At 69.2% G+C, this 16,469-nt stretch carries 15 protein-coding genes; 8 read left to right on the top strand and 7 right to left on the bottom strand.

The genetic code is table 11. From position 1 onward, the window contains the following. Positions 1-21: 21 nt before the first annotated feature. Genes IM777_RS12245 through sdhC form a run of 4 tightly spaced genes read right to left on the bottom strand, consistent with a single transcriptional unit; the run spans position 22 to position 3,523 of the window. The gene (locus IM777_RS12245; protein WP_071044685.1) at positions 22-801 is read right to left on the bottom strand and encodes a succinate dehydrogenase iron-sulfur subunit; all 780 of its coding nucleotides are present in this window, start codon (positions 799-801) and stop codon (positions 22-24) included. Next, complete coding sequence (gene sdhA / locus IM777_RS12240) at positions 801-2,606, bottom strand: succinate dehydrogenase flavoprotein subunit (RefSeq protein ID WP_194383563.1); 1,806 nt, start codon at positions 2,604-2,606, stop codon at positions 801-803. Before sdhA ends, IM777_RS12245 begins: the two co-directional genes overlap by 1 nt. A 36-nt stretch (positions 2,607-2,642) precedes the next feature. After that, positions 2,643-3,089 (bottom strand): succinate dehydrogenase hydrophobic membrane anchor subunit, encoded by a 447-nt coding sequence (locus IM777_RS12235; RefSeq protein ID WP_071044687.1) that lies wholly within the window; start codon positions 3,087-3,089, stop codon positions 2,643-2,645. Beyond that, positions 3,089-3,523 carry a succinate dehydrogenase, cytochrome b556 subunit gene (gene sdhC / locus IM777_RS12230; RefSeq protein ID WP_194383562.1) on the bottom strand — a complete coding sequence of 145 codons (435 nt, stop codon included), beginning with the start codon at positions 3,521-3,523 and terminating at the stop codon, positions 3,089-3,091. Before sdhC ends, IM777_RS12235 begins: the two co-directional genes overlap by 1 nt. 206 nt (positions 3,524-3,729) lie before the next feature. Here sdhC and IM777_RS12225 point away from each other — a divergent pair, with 206 nt between their 5' ends. From IM777_RS12225 to IM777_RS12190, 8 genes are all read left to right on the top strand, one after another. Continuing rightward, entirely contained in the window at positions 3,730-4,845 is a 1,116-nt protein-coding gene (locus tag IM777_RS12225; protein ID WP_194383561.1) for a mannose-1-phosphate guanylyltransferase, read from the top strand. 135 nt (positions 4,846-4,980) lie between these two features. Further along, positions 4,981-6,084, top strand: a complete 1,104-nt coding sequence (locus IM777_RS12220) for a BMP family lipoprotein (protein WP_194383560.1) — start codon at positions 4,981-4,983, stop codon at positions 6,082-6,084. Positions 6,085-6,162: 78 nt separating this feature from the next. After that, on the top strand, positions 6,163-7,695 hold the full coding sequence (locus tag IM777_RS12215; protein WP_194383559.1) for an ABC transporter ATP-binding protein: 1,533 nt from the start codon (positions 6,163-6,165) through the stop codon (positions 7,693-7,695). After that, on the top strand, positions 7,692-9,017 hold the full coding sequence (locus tag IM777_RS12210; RefSeq protein WP_228480787.1) for an ABC transporter permease: 1,326 nt from the start codon (positions 7,692-7,694) through the stop codon (positions 9,015-9,017). Before IM777_RS12215 ends, IM777_RS12210 begins: the two co-directional genes overlap by 4 nt. Further along, entirely contained in the window at positions 9,014-10,306 is a 1,293-nt protein-coding gene (locus IM777_RS12205) for an ABC transporter permease (RefSeq protein WP_194383558.1), read from the top strand. Before IM777_RS12210 ends, IM777_RS12205 begins: the two co-directional genes overlap by 4 nt. 4 nt (positions 10,307-10,310) lie before the next feature. Further along, positions 10,311-10,724 (top strand): cytidine deaminase, encoded by a 414-nt coding sequence (locus IM777_RS12200; protein ID WP_194383557.1) that lies wholly within the window; start codon positions 10,311-10,313, stop codon positions 10,722-10,724. After that, on the top strand, positions 10,721-12,031 hold the full coding sequence (locus tag IM777_RS12195) for a thymidine phosphorylase (RefSeq protein ID WP_194383556.1): 1,311 nt from the start codon (positions 10,721-10,723) through the stop codon (positions 12,029-12,031). Before IM777_RS12200 ends, IM777_RS12195 begins: the two co-directional genes overlap by 4 nt. A gap of 70 nt (positions 12,032-12,101) precedes the next feature. After that, positions 12,102-13,217 carry an adenosine deaminase gene (locus IM777_RS12190; protein WP_071044696.1) on the top strand — a complete coding sequence of 372 codons (1,116 nt, stop codon included), beginning with the start codon at positions 12,102-12,104 and terminating at the stop codon, positions 13,215-13,217. Positions 13,218-13,664: 447 nt separating this feature from the next. Here the strand turns inward: IM777_RS12190 and IM777_RS12185 are convergent, their stop codons facing one another. The 3 genes from IM777_RS12185 to IM777_RS12175 all read right to left on the bottom strand — a co-directional run bounded on the left by IM777_RS12185 (position 13,665) and on the right by IM777_RS12175 (position 16,426). Next, positions 13,665-14,507 carry a DUF559 domain-containing protein gene (locus tag IM777_RS12185; protein WP_228480786.1) on the bottom strand — a complete coding sequence of 281 codons (843 nt, stop codon included), beginning with the start codon at positions 14,505-14,507 and terminating at the stop codon, positions 13,665-13,667. Positions 14,508-14,834: 327 nt separating this feature from the next. After that, the gene (locus IM777_RS12180) at positions 14,835-15,989 is read right to left on the bottom strand and encodes a mannitol-1-phosphate 5-dehydrogenase (RefSeq protein ID WP_194383555.1); all 1,155 of its coding nucleotides are present in this window, start codon (positions 15,987-15,989) and stop codon (positions 14,835-14,837) included. Further along, positions 15,986-16,426 carry a PTS mannitol transporter subunit IIA gene (locus IM777_RS12175; RefSeq protein WP_194383554.1) on the bottom strand — a complete coding sequence of 147 codons (441 nt, stop codon included), beginning with the start codon at positions 16,424-16,426 and terminating at the stop codon, positions 15,986-15,988. Before IM777_RS12175 ends, IM777_RS12180 begins: the two co-directional genes overlap by 4 nt. Positions 16,427-16,469 lie beyond the last annotated feature (43 nt).

The raw sequence follows: 16,469 nt of genomic DNA, 5'->3' as shown, positions 1-16,469 counted from the left end.
ATGACGCGACGAGGGCGCCCCTCACGCGCCACCGCGCAGGACCGCCTGCTTGACCTCGGCGATCGCCTTGGTCACCTCGATGCCGCGCGGGCACGCCTCGGTGCAGTTGAAGGTCGTGCGGCAGCGCCACACGCCTTCCTTGTCGTTGAGGATGTCCAGCCGCACGTCGCCCGCGTCGTCGCGCGAATCGAAGATGAATCGGTGGGCGTTGACGATCGCGGCCGGCCCGAAGTACTGGCCGTCGGTCCAGAACACCGGGCACGACGACGTGCACGCGGCGCACAGGATGCACTTGGTGGTGTCGTCGAAGATCGCGCGGTCCTTGATGGACTGCACGCGCTCCTTGCCGGGCTCCGGGGCCGAGTTCGAGATGAGGAAGGGCTGCACCTCGCGGTACGAGGCGAAGAAGGGCTCCATGTCGACCACGAGGTCCTTCTCCAGCGGCAGGCCCTTGATCGCCTCGACGTAGATCGGCTGCGAGATGTCGAGGTCCTTGATGAGCGTCTTGCACGCCAGCCGGTTGCGACCGTTGATGCGCATCGCGTCGGAGCCGCAGATGCCGTGGGCGCACGAGCGGCGGAAGGTCAGCGAACCGTCGACCTCCCACTTGATCTTGTGCAGCGCATCCAGGACACGGTCGGTCGAGAACAGCTCGACGTCGTAGTCGACCCAGCGCGGCTCGGCGTCGACCTCGGGGTCGAACCGGCGGATGATGAAGGTGACGAGGAACGCCTGCACCCCGGTGTCGTCGTCCGCCTCGATGTCGGCGATGGCGTCGGGGTCGACCAGTGCGGTTGACATCAGTACTTCCTCTCCATCGGCTGGTAGCGGGTGATCACGACGGGCTTCCAGCCCAGCGAGATGTGATCGTCGGCGTGCGACGAGTGGGGGTCGCCGGTGAGGTACGACATGGTGTGCTGCATGTAGTTCTCGTCGTCGCGCTTGGGGAAGTCGTCGCGCATGTGCCCGCCGCGGCTCTCCTTGCGGTTGCGGGCCGCGACCACGACGACCTCGGCGATGTCGAGGAGGAACCCGAGCTCGACGGCCTCGAGAAGGTCGGTGTTGAACCGCTTGCCCTTGTCGTCGACGTGGATGTTCTTGAACCGCTCGCGGAGCTCCTCGATCGTCTCGAGCATCTCGCCGAGCGACTCGTCGGTGCGGAAGACCTGGGCCTTCTTGTCCATCTCGTCCTGCAGGGTCTTGCGCAGCACCGCGATGCGCTCCGTGCCGGTGCCCGCGCGCAGGCCCTCGATCAGGTCGCGCACGGCGCCGGCGGGATCCTCGGGGAGCGGCACGAACTCCGCGTCCTGCACGTAGGCGACGGCGTTGCGCCCGGCGCGCTTGCCGAAGACGTTGATGTCGAGCAGCGAGTTGGTGCCCAGGCGGTTCGAGCCGTGCACCGACACGCACGCGCATTCTCCCGCGGCGTACAGGCCCGGAACGACGGTGTCGTTGTCGCTGAGCACTTCGGCGGCGACATTGGTCGGGATGCCGCCCATCGCGTAGTGCGCGGTCGGCATCACCGGCACCGGCTCGACGACCGGGTCGACGCCGAGGTACGTGCGGGCGAACTCGGTGATGTCGGGGAGCTTGGTCTCGAGCACCTCGGCGCCCAGGTGCGTGCAGTCCAGGAGCACGTAGTCCTTATGGGGCCCGGCGCCGCGGCCCTCCGCGACCTCCTGCACCATGCAGCGGGCGACGATGTCGCGCGGCGCGAGGTCCTTGATCGTCGGGGCGTAGCGCTCCATGAAGCGCTCACCAGACGCGTTGCGCAGGATCGCGCCCTCGCCGCGGGCGCCCTCGGTGAGCAGGATGCCGAGGCCGGCAAGGCCCGTCGGGTGGAACTGGAAGAACTCCATGTCCTCCAGCGGCAGGCCCTTGCGCCACACGATGCCGACGCCGTCGCCGGTGAGCGTGTGGGCGTTGGAGGTCGTCTTGAAGATCTTGCCGAACCCGCCGGTGGCGAAGACGACCGCCTTGGACTGGAACACGTGCAGGTCGCCGGTGGCGAGCTCGTACGCGACGACGCCGGAGACCTTGGTCGCGCCGTCGGCATCCTTCACCGTGAGCAGGTCGAGCACGTAGAACTCGTTGAAGAAGTTGATGCCGAGCTTGACGCAGTTCTGGAACAGCGTCTGCAGGATCATGTGACCGGTGCGGTCGGCCGCGTAGCACGCGCGGCGCACCGGGTTCTTGCCATGCTCGGCGGTGTGCCCGCCGAAACGGCGCTGGTCGATCTTGCCCTCGGGGGTGCGGTTGAACGGAAGCCCCATGTTCTCGAGGTCGATGACCGCGTCGATGGCCTCCTTCGCGAGGATCTCGGCCGCGTCCTGGTCGACGAGGTAGTCGCCGCCCTTGACGGTGTCGAACGTGTGCCACTCCCACGAGTCCTCTTCGACGTTCGCGAGGGCCGCGGCCATGCCGCCCTGCGCCGCGCCGGTGTGGGATCGCGTGGGGTAGAGCTTGGAGATGACCGCGGTCTTCGCACCCGGTCCGGCCTCGATCGCCGCCCGCATGCCGGCGCCGCCGGCGCCGACGATCACGATGTCGAACTGGTGGTAGTGGACGCCGTCCTTGACGTAGCTGTCCGCTGTCTCAGTGGTCACAGGCTTGTTGTTCCGTCTCTGAAGGGTTCTCGTCGCTCACGCGGCCTGGCACATCGCCCACAGCGAGCTGTCGGGGGTCACGCCGAGGCACGGGTCGAAGGTGAAGACGACCAGGGTGCCGAGGACGATGAGGAAGCCCGCGGCGAGCCACACCGCCCACACCAGCACGCTTCGCGTGGTCTTGTGGGTCACGTAGTCGTTCACGATCGTGCGCATGCCGTTCGCGCCGTGGATGAGGGCGAGCCACAGCATGAGCACGTCCCACCACTGCCAGAACGGGCTGGCGAGCTTTCCGGCCACGAACGCGAAGTCGATCTGGTGGATGCCGTCGCCGGTCATGAGGTTGACGAACAGGTGGCCGAAGATGAGCACCACCAGCAGCACGCCCGAGGCGCGCATGTACATCCAGCCCCACTTCTCGAGGTTGCCGCGACGGCGGCTGGCCGGGCGGGCCGAGCGGGGGTCGGCGATGGTCGCGGACATCAGTGGCCCCCTCCCAGATCGGAGAAGACGTTGATGAGGTGACGCGGAACGAACCCGGCCATCGTGACCGCCCAGAGCCCCAGGACTCCCCACCACAGCTGCCGCTGGTAGCGCGCGCCCTTGGACCAGAAGTCGACGAGGATGATGCGCAGCCCGTTGTAGGCGTGGTACGCGATGGCGCCGACGAGGGCGACCTCGCCAATGCCCATCAGCGGGTTCTTGTAGGCGCCGATGACGATGTCGTAGGCCTCCGGCGACACGCGGATCAGCGACGTGTCGAGCACGTGCACGAGCAGGAAGAAGAAGATCGCGACACCGGTGATGCGGTGCAGAACCCAGGACCACATCCCCTCGTTGCCGCGATAGAGGGTTCCTCGGGGCACTCGCGATGTCGTCTGCGACACCGTCGGTACCTCGCGTGCTGGAGCAGACACGGTCGTCCTCCCTGGACTCGTACACGGTGAGGGCGGTATGCCCCTTCGGGGACCACGGTCCCCTGCGTCACGCGGGCGCTTTCCCAGCTTATTCGGCGCCGCGGGATTCCGGCGATTAGGGCGACCTAACTCTCTCGACGTCGAGAGATCTGTCCGGTCGGGCGGGGCGACACATCCCCGACACCCGCGGCCGCTACCCTTGCCGCATGCCTGAGCCGATCGCCGACTTCTACGCCGTCATCCCCGCCGGAGGGATCGGCAGCCGCCTGTGGCCGCTCTCGCGCGCCGACGCGCCGAAGTTCCTGCACGACCTGAGTGGCTCGGGGCAGACGCTGCTGCGCGACACGTGGGACCGCCTGGAACCGCTCGCCGGCGCCGAGCGCATCTCGGTGGTGACCGGTCGTGCGCACCGCGCCGCGGTCGAGCAGCAGCTGCCGGGGATCCCGGACAAGAACGTCTTCCTCGAGTCCGAGCCCCGTGACTCGGCCGCCGCGATCGGGCTGGCCGCCGCCATCCTGCACCGTCGGGAGCCCGACGTGATCATCGGATCGTTCGCGGCCGACCACGTCATCCGCGTGCCGCACCTGTTCGACTGGGCGGTGAGGCAGGCCGTCGAGACGGCTCGCAAGGGCTACGTCTGCACGATCGGCATCCAGCCCTCGGAGGCGTCGATCGGATTCGGCTACATCAAGAAGGGCGACGGCATCGTCATCGACGGCGCGCCCGAGGCGGCCCTTGTGCAGAGCTTCGTGGAGAAGCCCGACCTCGACACGGCCCGGGCCTACTTCGCCGACCGCTCCTACCTGTGGAACGCCGGCATGTTCATCTCGCGTGCGGATGTGCTGCTCGCCGAGATCGAGGCCAATCAGCCGGATCTGCACGCCGGGCTCATGGAACTCGCCGAGGCATGGGACGACCGCGAGCGCCGGGGGCCCGTCGTCGACCGCGTGTGGCCGTCGCTGACGAAGATCGCGATCGACTACGCCGTGGCCGAGCCGGCGGCCGCCAAGGGTGCACTCGCGGTCATCCCGGGGCACTTCGATTGGGACGACGTGGGCGATTTCGCCAGCCTCGCCAAGCTCAACTCGCACGGCCGCCACAACGACCTCGCGATCCTCGGGGAGAACGCGCGCATTCTGTCGGATGCCGCGAGCGGCATCGTGGTGAGCCAGACGTCTCGGGTGATCAGCCTCATCGGCGTGCGCGACATCGTGGTCGTCGACACCGAGGATGCGCTGCTGGTCACCACGAGCGAGAACGCGCAGCGAGTGAAGGGTGTCGTCGACGCGCTCAAACTGTCCGGTCGGGGCGACGTGCTGTGACCGGCGCTTCAGCGCTTATTGCAGGTTTGTAACCATTCGTCGGTGACTGTGCCCGCTCTCTGTCGATTCTCCTTCGCACTGTGTAACTTGATGCAGTCCCCGTGAGAGTCACGGGACCTGTATGTGGAGGCTGAGTTGACCATCTCACGCACCAAGAAGCTCGTCGGCGCCACAGCCGCCGCGGGCCTGCTCGTCGCCCTCGCCGGCTGCGGCTCGGCCCCCGAGGACGACACCACCGACACCGCCGCCGAGGGCATGTCCGACTTCAAGGCCTGCATGGTCTCTGACGAGGGCGGCTTCAACGACAAGTCCTTCAACCAGCTGGGCCTGGCCGGCCTCGAGCAGGCGAGTGAGGAACTGGGCTTCGAGATCGCCACGACCGAGTCCGCCTCGGCCAGCGACTACGAGGCGAACCTCGACAACCTCGTGGCCGAGGGCTGCGACTTCATCGTCTCGGTCGGCTTCCTGCTGAGCGCGCCGACGGTCACCGCGGCCCAGGCCAACCCCGACGTCGAGTTCGCCATCATCGACGACTGGGCCGACAACGACTTCGACGGCGAGACCGACGCCCCGAACATCAAGCCGCTGGTCTTCGACACCGCGCAGGCCGCCTTCCTCGGCGGATACGCCGCAGCCTCGTACACCGAGTCGGGCAAGGTCGGCACCTTCGGTGGGGCGAAGATTCCGCCGGTGACGATCTTCATGGACGGCTTCCAGCTCGGCGTGGAGTACTACAACGAGCAGAACGACACCGAGGTCGAGGTCGTCGGCTGGGACATCGAGTCCCAGGAGGGCCAGTTCACCGAGGAGTTCGCCGCGAACGACCGCGCCAAGCAGGTCGCCCAGGGCATCATCGACCAGGACGTCGACGTGCTCCTGCCCGTCGGCGGCCCGATCTACCAGTCGGCCGCTGAGGCGATCCGCGACTCCGGTGGCGACATCGCCCTGATGGGGGTCGACGCCGACGTCTACGAGACCGACCCGTCGGTCGCCGATCTGCTGCTGCTGTCGATCCTCAAGGGGATGGACGTCGCCGTGTACGAGGCCGCTGTGCAGGCAGCGAACGACGAGTTCGACGTCACCCCGTTCGTCGGAACCCTCGAGAACGACGGTGTCGGCATCTCGTCGTTCCACGACTTCGAGGACATGGTCGACCCCGACCTGGCCGCAGAGCTCGAGGAGATCCGCGCGGGCATCATCGACGGTTCGATCGACGCCACGTCGCCCGCTTCCCCGTAAGCGGCGCGGAAACACCCCGGCGGCCGGGCAGATGCGTGCATCTGTCCGGCCGCCTGTCGAATCGATAGATTGGCGGATATGACGCTCGAGCTTCGAGGGATCACCAAACGCTTCGGCTCACTGGTGGCCAACGACCACATCGATCTGGTGGTCGAGCCGGGAGAGATCCATTGCCTCCTGGGCGAGAACGGCGCCGGCAAGAGCACGCTGATGAACGTGCTGTACGGCCTCTACACCGCGGAGGAGGGCGACATCGTCATCGACGGCGAGGTGCAGCACTTCGCCGGACCGGGCGATGCGATGGCCGCGGGCATCGGCATGGTTCACCAGCACTTCATGCTCATCCCGGTCTTCACCGTCGCCGAGAACGTCATGCTCGGACACGAGGACACCACGGGCATCGGAGCTCTGGACCTCGACAAGGCACGTTCCCACGTGAACGAGGTGGCCGCCCGCTTCGGCTTCCACATCGACCCCGACGCGCTCGTCGGCGACCTGCCGGTCGGGGCGCAGCAGCGCGTCGAGATCATCAAAGCGCTCTCGCGCGACGCGAAGGTGCTCGTGTTCGACGAACCCACCGCCGTCCTCACGCCCCAGGAGACCGACGAGCTGATGGGCATCATGCGTCAGCTGCGCGACGAGGGCACATCCATCGTCTTCATCACCCACAAGCTGCGGGAGGTCCGCGAAGTGGCGGACCGCATCACCGTCATCCGCCTCGGATCGGTCGTCGGCGAGGCCGCGCCGACCGCTTCGAACGCCGAGCTCGCCTCGCTCATGGTCGGCCGTGCCGTCGAGCTGACGGTGCAGAAGGATGCGCCGCAGCTGCGCGAAGGAGGACTCGTCGTCGAGAACCTCCGCGTGGTCGACGACACCGACCAGATCGTCGTCGACGACATCTCCTTCACCGTGCGACCGGGCGAGGTGCTCGCGATCGCGGGGGTGCAGGGCAACGGTCAGACCGAGCTCACCGAGGCCATCATCGGTCTGCAGCGCAAGCTCACCGGCTCGATCTCCCTCGACGGCGAGGAGCTGGTCGGCAAGACCGTCAAGCAGATCGTCGACGAGGGCGTCGGGTTCGTGCCGGAGGATCGCAAGGTCGAAGGGCTCGTCGGCGAGTTCAGCGTCGCCGACAACCTCATCCTCAACCGCTCCAGCGGAGCGCCGTTCTTCGCCGCCGCGACGCTCAAGCGCGGGGTGCTGCGGGAGTTCGCTGAGGAGAAGATCGCCGAGTTCGACATCCGCACCCAGGGCCCGGATCTCGCCGCCGGCCGGCTGTCCGGCGGAAACCAGCAGAAGGTCGTGCTCGCACGAGAGCTCAGCCGCGACCTGAAGCTGTTCGTCGCCTCGCAGCCGACTCGCGGCATCGACGTCGGGTCGATCGAGTTCGTCCACAAGCGCATCGTCGCCACCCGCGACGCCGGCGTTCCGGTGATCGTCGTCTCCACCGAGCTGGATGAGGTCTCCGCGCTCGCCGACCGCATCGCGGTCATGTACCGCGGACGCATCGTGGGCATCGTGCCCGGCGACGCGCCGCGCGAAGTCCTCGGCCTCATGATGGCCGGAGAGAAGCCGCCCGTCGCGGCGGCCGATGAGGAGGTCACCGCGTGAGCGGCCAGAGCCCCGAGAGCAGCAGCCTCGGCCCCGGTGGGAGCGACCCGGTCCTCACCCGCACCGCCGCGGGTGAATCCGCCAGCCAGACACCCGCTGGCGACACGCCGCCGCCGCGCCAGAACCAGGTGATCCGGGAGATCCTGCGCGGCAACATCGTCACCACGATCCTCGCGATCGTGCTGGCGATGCTGATCGGCGGCATCCTCGTCGCCCTCACCGACCCCGAGGTGCAGTCCGCGGCCGGCTACTTCTTCGCGCGGCCGCAGGACACCGTCATCGCCGTGTGGCAGTCGTTCGCGGGCGCGTACTCGTCGCTCTTCCGCGGTGCGATCTGGAACTACGAGGCGGACACGTTCGTGCGCGCGGTCAAGCCGATCACCGACACCCTGAACTTCGCCACACCGCTCATCGCGGCCGGTCTCGGCGTGGGCCTGGCGTTCCGGGTCGGCCTGTTCAACATCGGTGCGCGCGGTCAGATGCTCATCGGCATCGCCGCCGCCGCGACCGTGGCGACCACGGTGCAGGCGCCGCTGCTGATCCACCTGCCGCTGACCATCGCTGCGGGTCTGCTCGGCGGCGCGCTGTGGGGCGGTCTCGTCGGATTCCTCAAAGCCCGCACCGGCGCGCACGAGGTGATCCTCACGATCATGCTGAACTTCGTGGCGTTCTACTTCGTCGCGTGGCTGCTGGCCACTCCCGGGCTGCTCCAGCGGCCCGGCGGCACGCAGCCGATCTCGTCGCCGACTCCGGTGACCGCGCAGTTCCCGTCACTGTTCCCGGCGCCGCTGTCGGTCAACTGGGGCTTCATCGTCGCCATCGCCGCAACGGCCTTCGTGTGGTGGCTGGTCGAACGGTCCAGTCTCGGGTTCCGGATGCGCGCGGTCGGCGAGAACCCGTTCGCCGCGCGTGCCGCCGGCGTGAACGTCGAGCGGATCATCTTCTACGCCATGGCCTTCGCCGGTGCCCTCGCCGGCCTCGCGGGCGTCAACCAGATCTCCGGAACGATCACGAGTGGCTTCGGCAGCGGCATCGACGCGGGCATCGGCTTCGACGCGATCACGGTCGCGCTCCTCGGCCGCAGCAAGGCCTGGGGCGTCTTCGCCGCGGGCATCCTGTTCGGTGCGCTGAAGGCCGGCAGCTTCACGATGCAGGTGGCGCAGGACATCCCCGTCGACATCGTGGTGGTCGTGCAGGCGCTCATCGTGCTGTTCATCGCGGCGCCGCCGCTGATCCGCACCATCTTCTTCCTGCCCCAGGACGACAGCGAGCTCTCCGCGAAGCGACGAGCCCGTCGCGCGGCGAAGGCGGGTGCGGCATGAGCATCGACACGAGCCTTCCGACCTCCGCCTCCGGTGGCGCGATCGTGCGAGAACGCGTGAGGAAGCGTCACTTCAAGCTGCCGATCTCCCTCGCCGTGGCGACCGCCCTGATCTGGCTCATGGCGTTCGTCTTCGGTCGCGACGGCGTCAGCACCTATCGCCTCGGCGACCGCACCGCATCCATCGACCTGGGCGACATCGGCATCCCGACCGCGCCGGCGGTCACCATCTGCGCGATCGTCCTCGCGCTGCTCACCGCGTACGCGTTCTGGGCGGTGGCGACCTTCCGAAAGGTCGGGCTGTGGGTGCCGATCGTCTTCGCGCTGCTGGCCGTGTTCGCGTTCCTCACGTGGTCTGCCGCGGGCGGGCTGGTGCCGGTCACCGGGCTCCTGTTCGGCGCGGTGTCGCTGTCGGTTCCCCTCGTGTTCGGCGCACTGGGCGGTGTCATCGGCGAGCGGGTCGGCGTGGTCAACGTCGCGATCGAGGCGCAGTTCCTCTTCGCGGCCTTCAGCTCGGCGGTCATCGCCTCGATCACCGGATCGGTGCTGCTGGGACTCGTCGGCGCCCTCGTCGCGGGCGCCCTCGTCGGAGCCGTGCTCGCCGTGTTCTCCATCAAGTACCTCGTCGAGCAGGTCATCGTCGGCGTCGTGCTGAACGTGCTCATCACCGGACTCACCAGCTTCCTGCACGGCGCGCTGCTGAACCCGAACTCCGAGGCGCTCAACTCGCCGCCGCGCTTCCCGCGGGTGCCGATCCCGTTCCTGTCGGAGATCCCCATCCTCGGTCCGGTCGTGTTCAACCAGACCCTGATCGTCTACATCATGTACGTCGCGGTGCCGCTGGTCGCGTGGGGGCTGTACAAGACCCGCTGGGGACTGCGGCTGCGGGCGGTCGGCGAGCACCCTCAGGCGGCGGACACCGTCGGGATCAAGGTGAACCCGACCCGGTTCTGGAACGTGCTGCTCGCCGGTGCCATCGCCGGCATCGGTGGGGCGTACTTCACGCTCGGCTCGGTCGGCTCCTTCGACAAGGAGATGACCGGCGGCCTCGGATTCATTGCGCTCGCGGCGGTCATCTTCGGAGGATGGGACCCGGTGCGGGCGACCCTCGCCGCCCTGCTGTTCGGGTTCACCACGAACCTCGAGACGCTCCTGACGAACCTGGGCTCGCCCATCCCGTCGGAGTTCATGGCGATGCTGCCGTACATCGTGACCGTGCTGGCCGTGGTCGGCTTCGCCGGGCAGGTGCGGGCACCCGCCGCCGCGGGCAAGCCGTACATCAAGGGATGAGGACATGACCGACATCGATTGGGACGTGCTGCGCGCGGCCGCGACCGAGGCGATGCAGCGCGCCTATGCGCCGTATTCGCGCTTCAAGGTGGGGGCGGCGGCCCTCGTCACCGACGGGCGCATCGTCGCCGGCTGCAACGTCGAGAACGCGTCGTACGGGGTCACCCTGTGCGCGGAGTGCGGGCTCGTGTCCGAGCTCCACATGTCCGGCGGAGGCCAGCTCGTGGCGTTCGTGTGCGTCGACGGCGAGGGGCAGACCCTCATGCCGTGCGGCCGCTGCCGCCAGCTGCTCTACGAACATGCCATCCCCGGCATGCTTCTCGAGACCGTCTCCGGCATCCGCACCATCGACGACGTCCTGCCCGACGCGTTCGGGCCGCGCGACCTCGCCCCCGAGCGCACCTCGGAGATGCATTGAGCGACCACACCTCCCACGCCGCCGTCGAGCCCCATGACGCCGTGGATGTCATCCGCGCCAAGCGCGACGGGGGCGCGGTCGACGAAGATGCGCTGCGGTGGATGATCGACGCGTACACGCGCGGCTACGTCTCCGACGCGCAGATGTCGGCTTTCACGATGGCGATCCTTCTGAACGGCATGGAGCGCGATGAGATCCGCGTCATGACCGACGCGATGATCGCATCCGGCGAGCGGATGAGCTTCTCCGGCCTCGGCAAGCCGACCGTCGACAAGCACTCGACCGGGGGAGTCGGCGACAAGATCACCCTGCCGCTGGCGCCGCTGGTCGCTTCGTTCGGCGTCGCCGTGCCGCAGCTGTCGGGCCGCGGACTCGGTCACACCGGAGGGACCCTCGACAAGCTCGAATCGATCCCGGGTTGGCGCGCGGCGCTGTCGAACGATGAGCTGTTCGCCCAGCTGGCCGGTGTCGGCGCGGTCATCTGCGCCGCGGGCTCGGGGCTCGCGCCGGCCGACAAGAAGCTCTACGCGCTGCGCGATGTCACCGGCACCGTCGAGGCGATCCCGCTCATCGCGTCGAGCATCATGTCGAAGAAGATCGCCGAGGGCACCGACTCCCTCGTGCTCGATGTGAAGTTCGGCTCCGGGGCGTTCATGCGCGACATCGACCGCGCACGCGAGCTCGCCCGCACGATGGTCGCCCTCGGCACCGACTCGGGCGTGTCGACCACCGCGCTGCTGACCGACATGAACATCCCGCTGGGCCTCGCGATCGGCAACGCGAACGAGGTGCGCGAATCCGTCGAGGTGCTCGCCGGGGGAGGACCCGCCGACGTCGTGGACCTGACCGTCGCGCTGGCCCGCGAGATGCTTGCCCTGGCCGGTCAGCCGGATGCCGACGTCGAGAAGGCGCTCGCGGACGGCCGGGCGATGGATGCCTGGCGCGACATGATCCGTGCGCAGGACGGCGATCCCGACGCGGCGCTGCCGTCGCCGAAGGAGACGCACGTCGTCACTGCGCCGGAGGACGGCTTTGTGGCGAGGCTCGACGCGATGTCGTTCGGTGTCGCCGCGTGGCGGCTGGGTGCCGGGCGCGCTCGGGCTGAGGATCCGGTCGTGCATGCGGCCGGCATCGACCTGCATGCCAAGCCGGGTGATCGGGTGCGCCGAGGTCAGCCGCTGTTCACGCTGCTCGCCGATGACGCCGCCCGCTTCGACCGCGCTCTCGCGGCCGTGGACGGCGCGTGGGACATCGCCGCGGAGGCCCCCGCGGCCTCGCCGATCGTGCGTGAGCGCATCACGGCCTGATCCACCCTCCCACCGCGCCTGCGCAGGCACTACTGTCGATACCGCCCACCCCCAGTCGAGGAGAACGTCCATGCCCATCGAACCCGACGGCGACGCGCGCCTGCAGGGCGTCTCTCTGCGCGGACTCCCCAAGGTCTCGCTGCACGATCACCTCGACGGCGCTCTGCGCCCGGCGACGATCGTCGAGCTCGCCGACGACATCGACCTCGACCTGCCCGCCGACGACGCCGACGAGCTCGCCGACTGGTTCGCCGATAAGAGCGATTCGGGCTCGCTCGTCGACTACCTCAAGACGTTCGATGTGACCACGGCGGTGATGCAGACCCGGGAGGGGCTCACCCGGGTGGCGCGCGAGTTCGTCGAGGATCTCGCCGCAGACGGCGTGATCTACGGCGAGGTGCGCTGGGCACCCGAGCAGCACCTGGCCCGCGGTCTCTCGCTTGACGAGGTCGTCGAGGCCGTGCAGGAGGGCATCGAAGAGGGCGAAGATGCCGCCGAGAGCGCCGGTCGCGACATCCGTGTCGGGCAGCTGATCACGGCGATGCGCCACGCCGATCGTTCGCTGGAGATCGCCGAGCTCGCCGTTCAGTGGCGCGGGCGCGGGGTCGTCGGCTTCGACATCGCCGGTGCCGAAGACGGCTTCCCGCCGTCGAAGCATCGCGAGGCGTTCGACTTCCTCGCGTCGCGATTCTTCCCCACGACGGTGCACGCGGGCGAGGCGGCCGGGCTCGATTCCATCCGCTCGGCCCTCATCGACGGGCGCGCGCTGCGGCTCGGGCACGGCGTGCGGCTGGCCGAGGACCTGCGGGTCGTCTCGCGCGAGGGCGACGAGGTGCAGGTGCAGTTCGGCGAGCTGGCGCGCTGGGTGCGCGACCGGGAGATCCCGCTCGAGCTGTCGCCGTCGTCGAACCTGCAGACCGGCGCGATCGCGCAGTGGGGCGAGGAGATCGAGGACCACCCCTTCGACCTGCTGTACCAGCTCGGGTTCGCGGTGACCGTCAACGTCGACAACCGCCTGATGAGCCGCACTTCGCTCACGCGGGAGCTGCAGGTGCTCGCGGAGACCTTCGACTACGACCTCGCCGACCTCGAGGCGTTCCAGCTGAACGCCGCCGCGGGCGCCTTCTTGACCGTGGAGGAGCGCGAGGAGCTCATCGAGCTGATCGCCGAGGGCTTCGAGCGCTGACCCGCCACCCGCGCGCGGTGTAGCTTCGAGCGCGCTGCCGCGCCGCGGCCGTCCCTCCGCTCCGCCCCGCCGCGCCGCTCCGCCCCGCCGTGCCGCGGTGCCACGGCCGTTCCCCGCGCCGCCGTGCCGCGGTGCTCCGCTCCGTCAACCCCGCGGCCGACGCCGTTCACAACTCCTCAAGAACGCGGCCCCACAGCCTGATCCCGGGCGCTGCGGGGTGCGCCAGTCGCGCGGTTGCGGAGTTGTGAACGCATCCGGCCGATGAGCGAAGCTCGCCGCGTCACGCGGCCCGACCGTTCACAACTCCTCAACGGCGGGTGCGTCAGCGCCGACCGCGCCACATTTGTGTCTTCCGACGCGGATTCTTGAGGAGTTGTGAACAGCGCGGAGCGGCCGTCGGACAGCACGGGGCGTCGACGCGCGGGTGTGACGCGTCCGTGCGGGTGATCAGCGGCGAGGCGGATGCGCGAGGACGGCGGCGACCTGGCGCCGCACCGTGTCCCGCCGATACATGATGTCTTCCGCGAGCGGCCGGATCGTCGTATAGCCGAGGGCTGCCGCGGCGAGGTCGCGTCGCCGGTCCCGCTTCTGCGCCGCCCAGTCCTCGTGGTGCTCCTTGCTGTCGCACTCGATGATCAGCCAGCCGTCGACCACGAAGTCCACGCGGCCCACACCCTCGATCGGCACCTGCAGGTCGATCCGGCATCCGAGCGTGCGCAGAAGGAGGCGCATGAGCGACTCGGGCCCCGATTCACACCGCCGGTCGAGCAGACCGCGCAGCCGCCGGTACCGGCGCGGCAGGCGGGCGAAGATCTCGGCGAGGTCGTCGACGTCGATGAGCCGGTGGTGCCATGCGCTGTCGAGCGTCGCCACCGCCGCGCGCGGCGATTGGCAGCGGCAGGCCTGCGCCAGGGCCTCGATGAGGTCGGCTGCGACAGTGTCCCGCCCCCCGCAGCGCGGGCGCCAGTGCGCTACGACGGGAGCGGGGCGGACGGGAAGCCGACTTGCACCGTGATCCAGTTGCACGTGGAGCCGAGAATCGTCCAGGACGAAGACACCGAGAGCGGAAAGCAGCGACACGCAATCGAGGCGGCCGCCGAGCGTCGCCGCGTCGACGAGCGCCGCGTCGGTCGTGGTCGCCAGGTAGCGTCCGCGGCGCGGCCGCAGAATCCACCCGCGGCGCACGGCCTCGGTGATCTCGCGCCCGGTCATCCCTTCGCGGCGCAGGCTCGCCCGCGACATGAAGGTCGCACTGAGGAACTCGGCGGCGCGCTCGCGAGGTGTCGGCATGCCCGAACTCAACTCGCCTCAGCGCGTTACGCCCGGCGCTCGCCCCCGATCCGGGGATGCCGGCGTTGCCGGTGCGGTTGGGGAGGGCGAGTGGCGTCCGGACGGCGCGTCCGAGGTCGAATGCTGCCGCGGCAACGCCGTTCACAACTCCGCAACGACGGGGCATCCGGCGGCGCGAGGCGCCGCAGACGCGCCTGTCGCTTCGGATATGAGGAGTTGTGAACGGCGCGCCCGGGAGACCAGCGCGGGCAATGCCGCGCCACCGGACCGCGCCGTACAGGCGCTGCCGCGGGCGCGCTGCCGCGGCCGCGGGCGGGTGCGGCCCGCTCAGGCGGCCGGGGTGGCCTGACGCGTCTCCACGAGCGCCCGGATGCGGTCGAAGAGCGCATGCTCCGGGTCCAGGCCCGTGACCTCGACGGTGAAGGTCGCGGCGTCACGCTCGGCGAGCAACCGCTGCATGTCGACGGACTGCGCATCTTCCGGGTCGTGGAACGCGAGGGCGGCGGCGATCGCCGTCTCGAGGCCGGCCGTGGGCAGCCCACGTTCGGCCGCCTCGGCCGCGGGGCCGATGAAGCGCTCGTTCCGCGACAGCTTTCGCAGCGGCTGGCGTCCCACCCGCCACACGGTGTCGGGGAGGGCCGGGTTCCGGAAGCGGCCGATGATCGTCGCGCGGTAGTCGGCGAGATCCGCCGCGTCGAACTCGTGCTTGGCGAGCAGAATGCCCGACGTCTCCTCCAGCGCCTTCGCGACGGCCGCTTCGATCGAGGGGTCGGCGAGGGCGTCGGAGATCTTCTCGATGCCGGCCTGCGCGCCGAGATACGCCGTGGCGGCGTGTCCGGTGTTGACGGTGAAGAGCTTCCGCTCGATGTAGGGCGCGAGGTCGTCGACGAAGTGGGCGCCGGGGATCTCCGGCACCGCGTCGCCGAACGGCCCGCGCTCGATCGCCCACTCGAAGAACGGCTCGACGGTCACATCGATGCCGGCGTCCTCGGGCTGGCCGGGCACGATCCGATCGACGGCGGTGTTGGCGAAGACGGCGCGACCAGCGATCCGCGGCCACGCGTCGCCGGCCGCGGCGGCGACCTCGTCGCGCAGCAGGTGGGTGGCGTTGATCGCGTTCTCGCACGCCATCACCTGCAACGGCGGCAGGCTCGCATCGCGCGCGGTGAGCGCCGCGACGATGTGCGGGGCGACGAAGCGGAGGATCGTCGGTCCCACGGCGGTGGTGACCACGTCGGCATCGGCGATCTCGGCGACGACCTTCTCGGGGTCGGTCTGACTGTTCACCGCACGGAAGCCGGTGACGGTCAGGTCGCGCCCGCCGTCACCGACCTCGTGCACCGTGTACTCCGAGGCGGCGTTGATCGCGTCGACGAGCGGAGCGGCGACGTCGGAGAACACGACCTCGTAGCCGGCCTCGTGCAGCAGCAGTCCGACGAACCCGCGGCCGATGTTGCCGGCGCCGAAGTGGACGGCCTTCATGACCCGGTCGCCTCGCTCACCACGGCGTAGATCTCCTCCGGGGTCTGCAGGGTCTTCAGGCCCGCGACGTCGTCCTCCTCGGAGAAGAGGATGGCGATCTGCGACAGGATCTCCAGGTGCTCGTCGCCCTTGCCGGCGATGCCGATGACGAACGTGACCTGCTCGCCGTCCCAGTCGACGCCGCCGTCGTAGCGCACCACCGACAGCGCGGATTCGAGGATCGTGTCCTTCGTCTCGTTCGTGCCGTGGGGGATCGCGAGCTCGTTGCCCATGAAGGTCGACACCGTCTGCTCGCGCTGCTGCATCGCGTCGTAGTAGTCCGCGGTGACGGCGCCGGCCGCCTGCAGGATGTCGGCCGCCTCCTTCATCGCCTCGTCGCGCGTCGCGCTTCCGGAGTGGATGCGCACCTGGCCCAGGCTCAGGACGTCACGTGCCATGGTGGCCCGCCTTTCGTTCATGTCGGATGCTTGCCGCATCCAC

The organism is Microbacterium luteum, from assembly GCF_015277875.1.
GTDB lineage: Bacteria > Actinomycetota > Actinomycetes > Actinomycetales > Microbacteriaceae > Microbacterium > Microbacterium luteum.
Note: the sequence above shows the minus strand (reverse complement) of the source record. Positions and strands in the feature narration are given on the sequence as shown.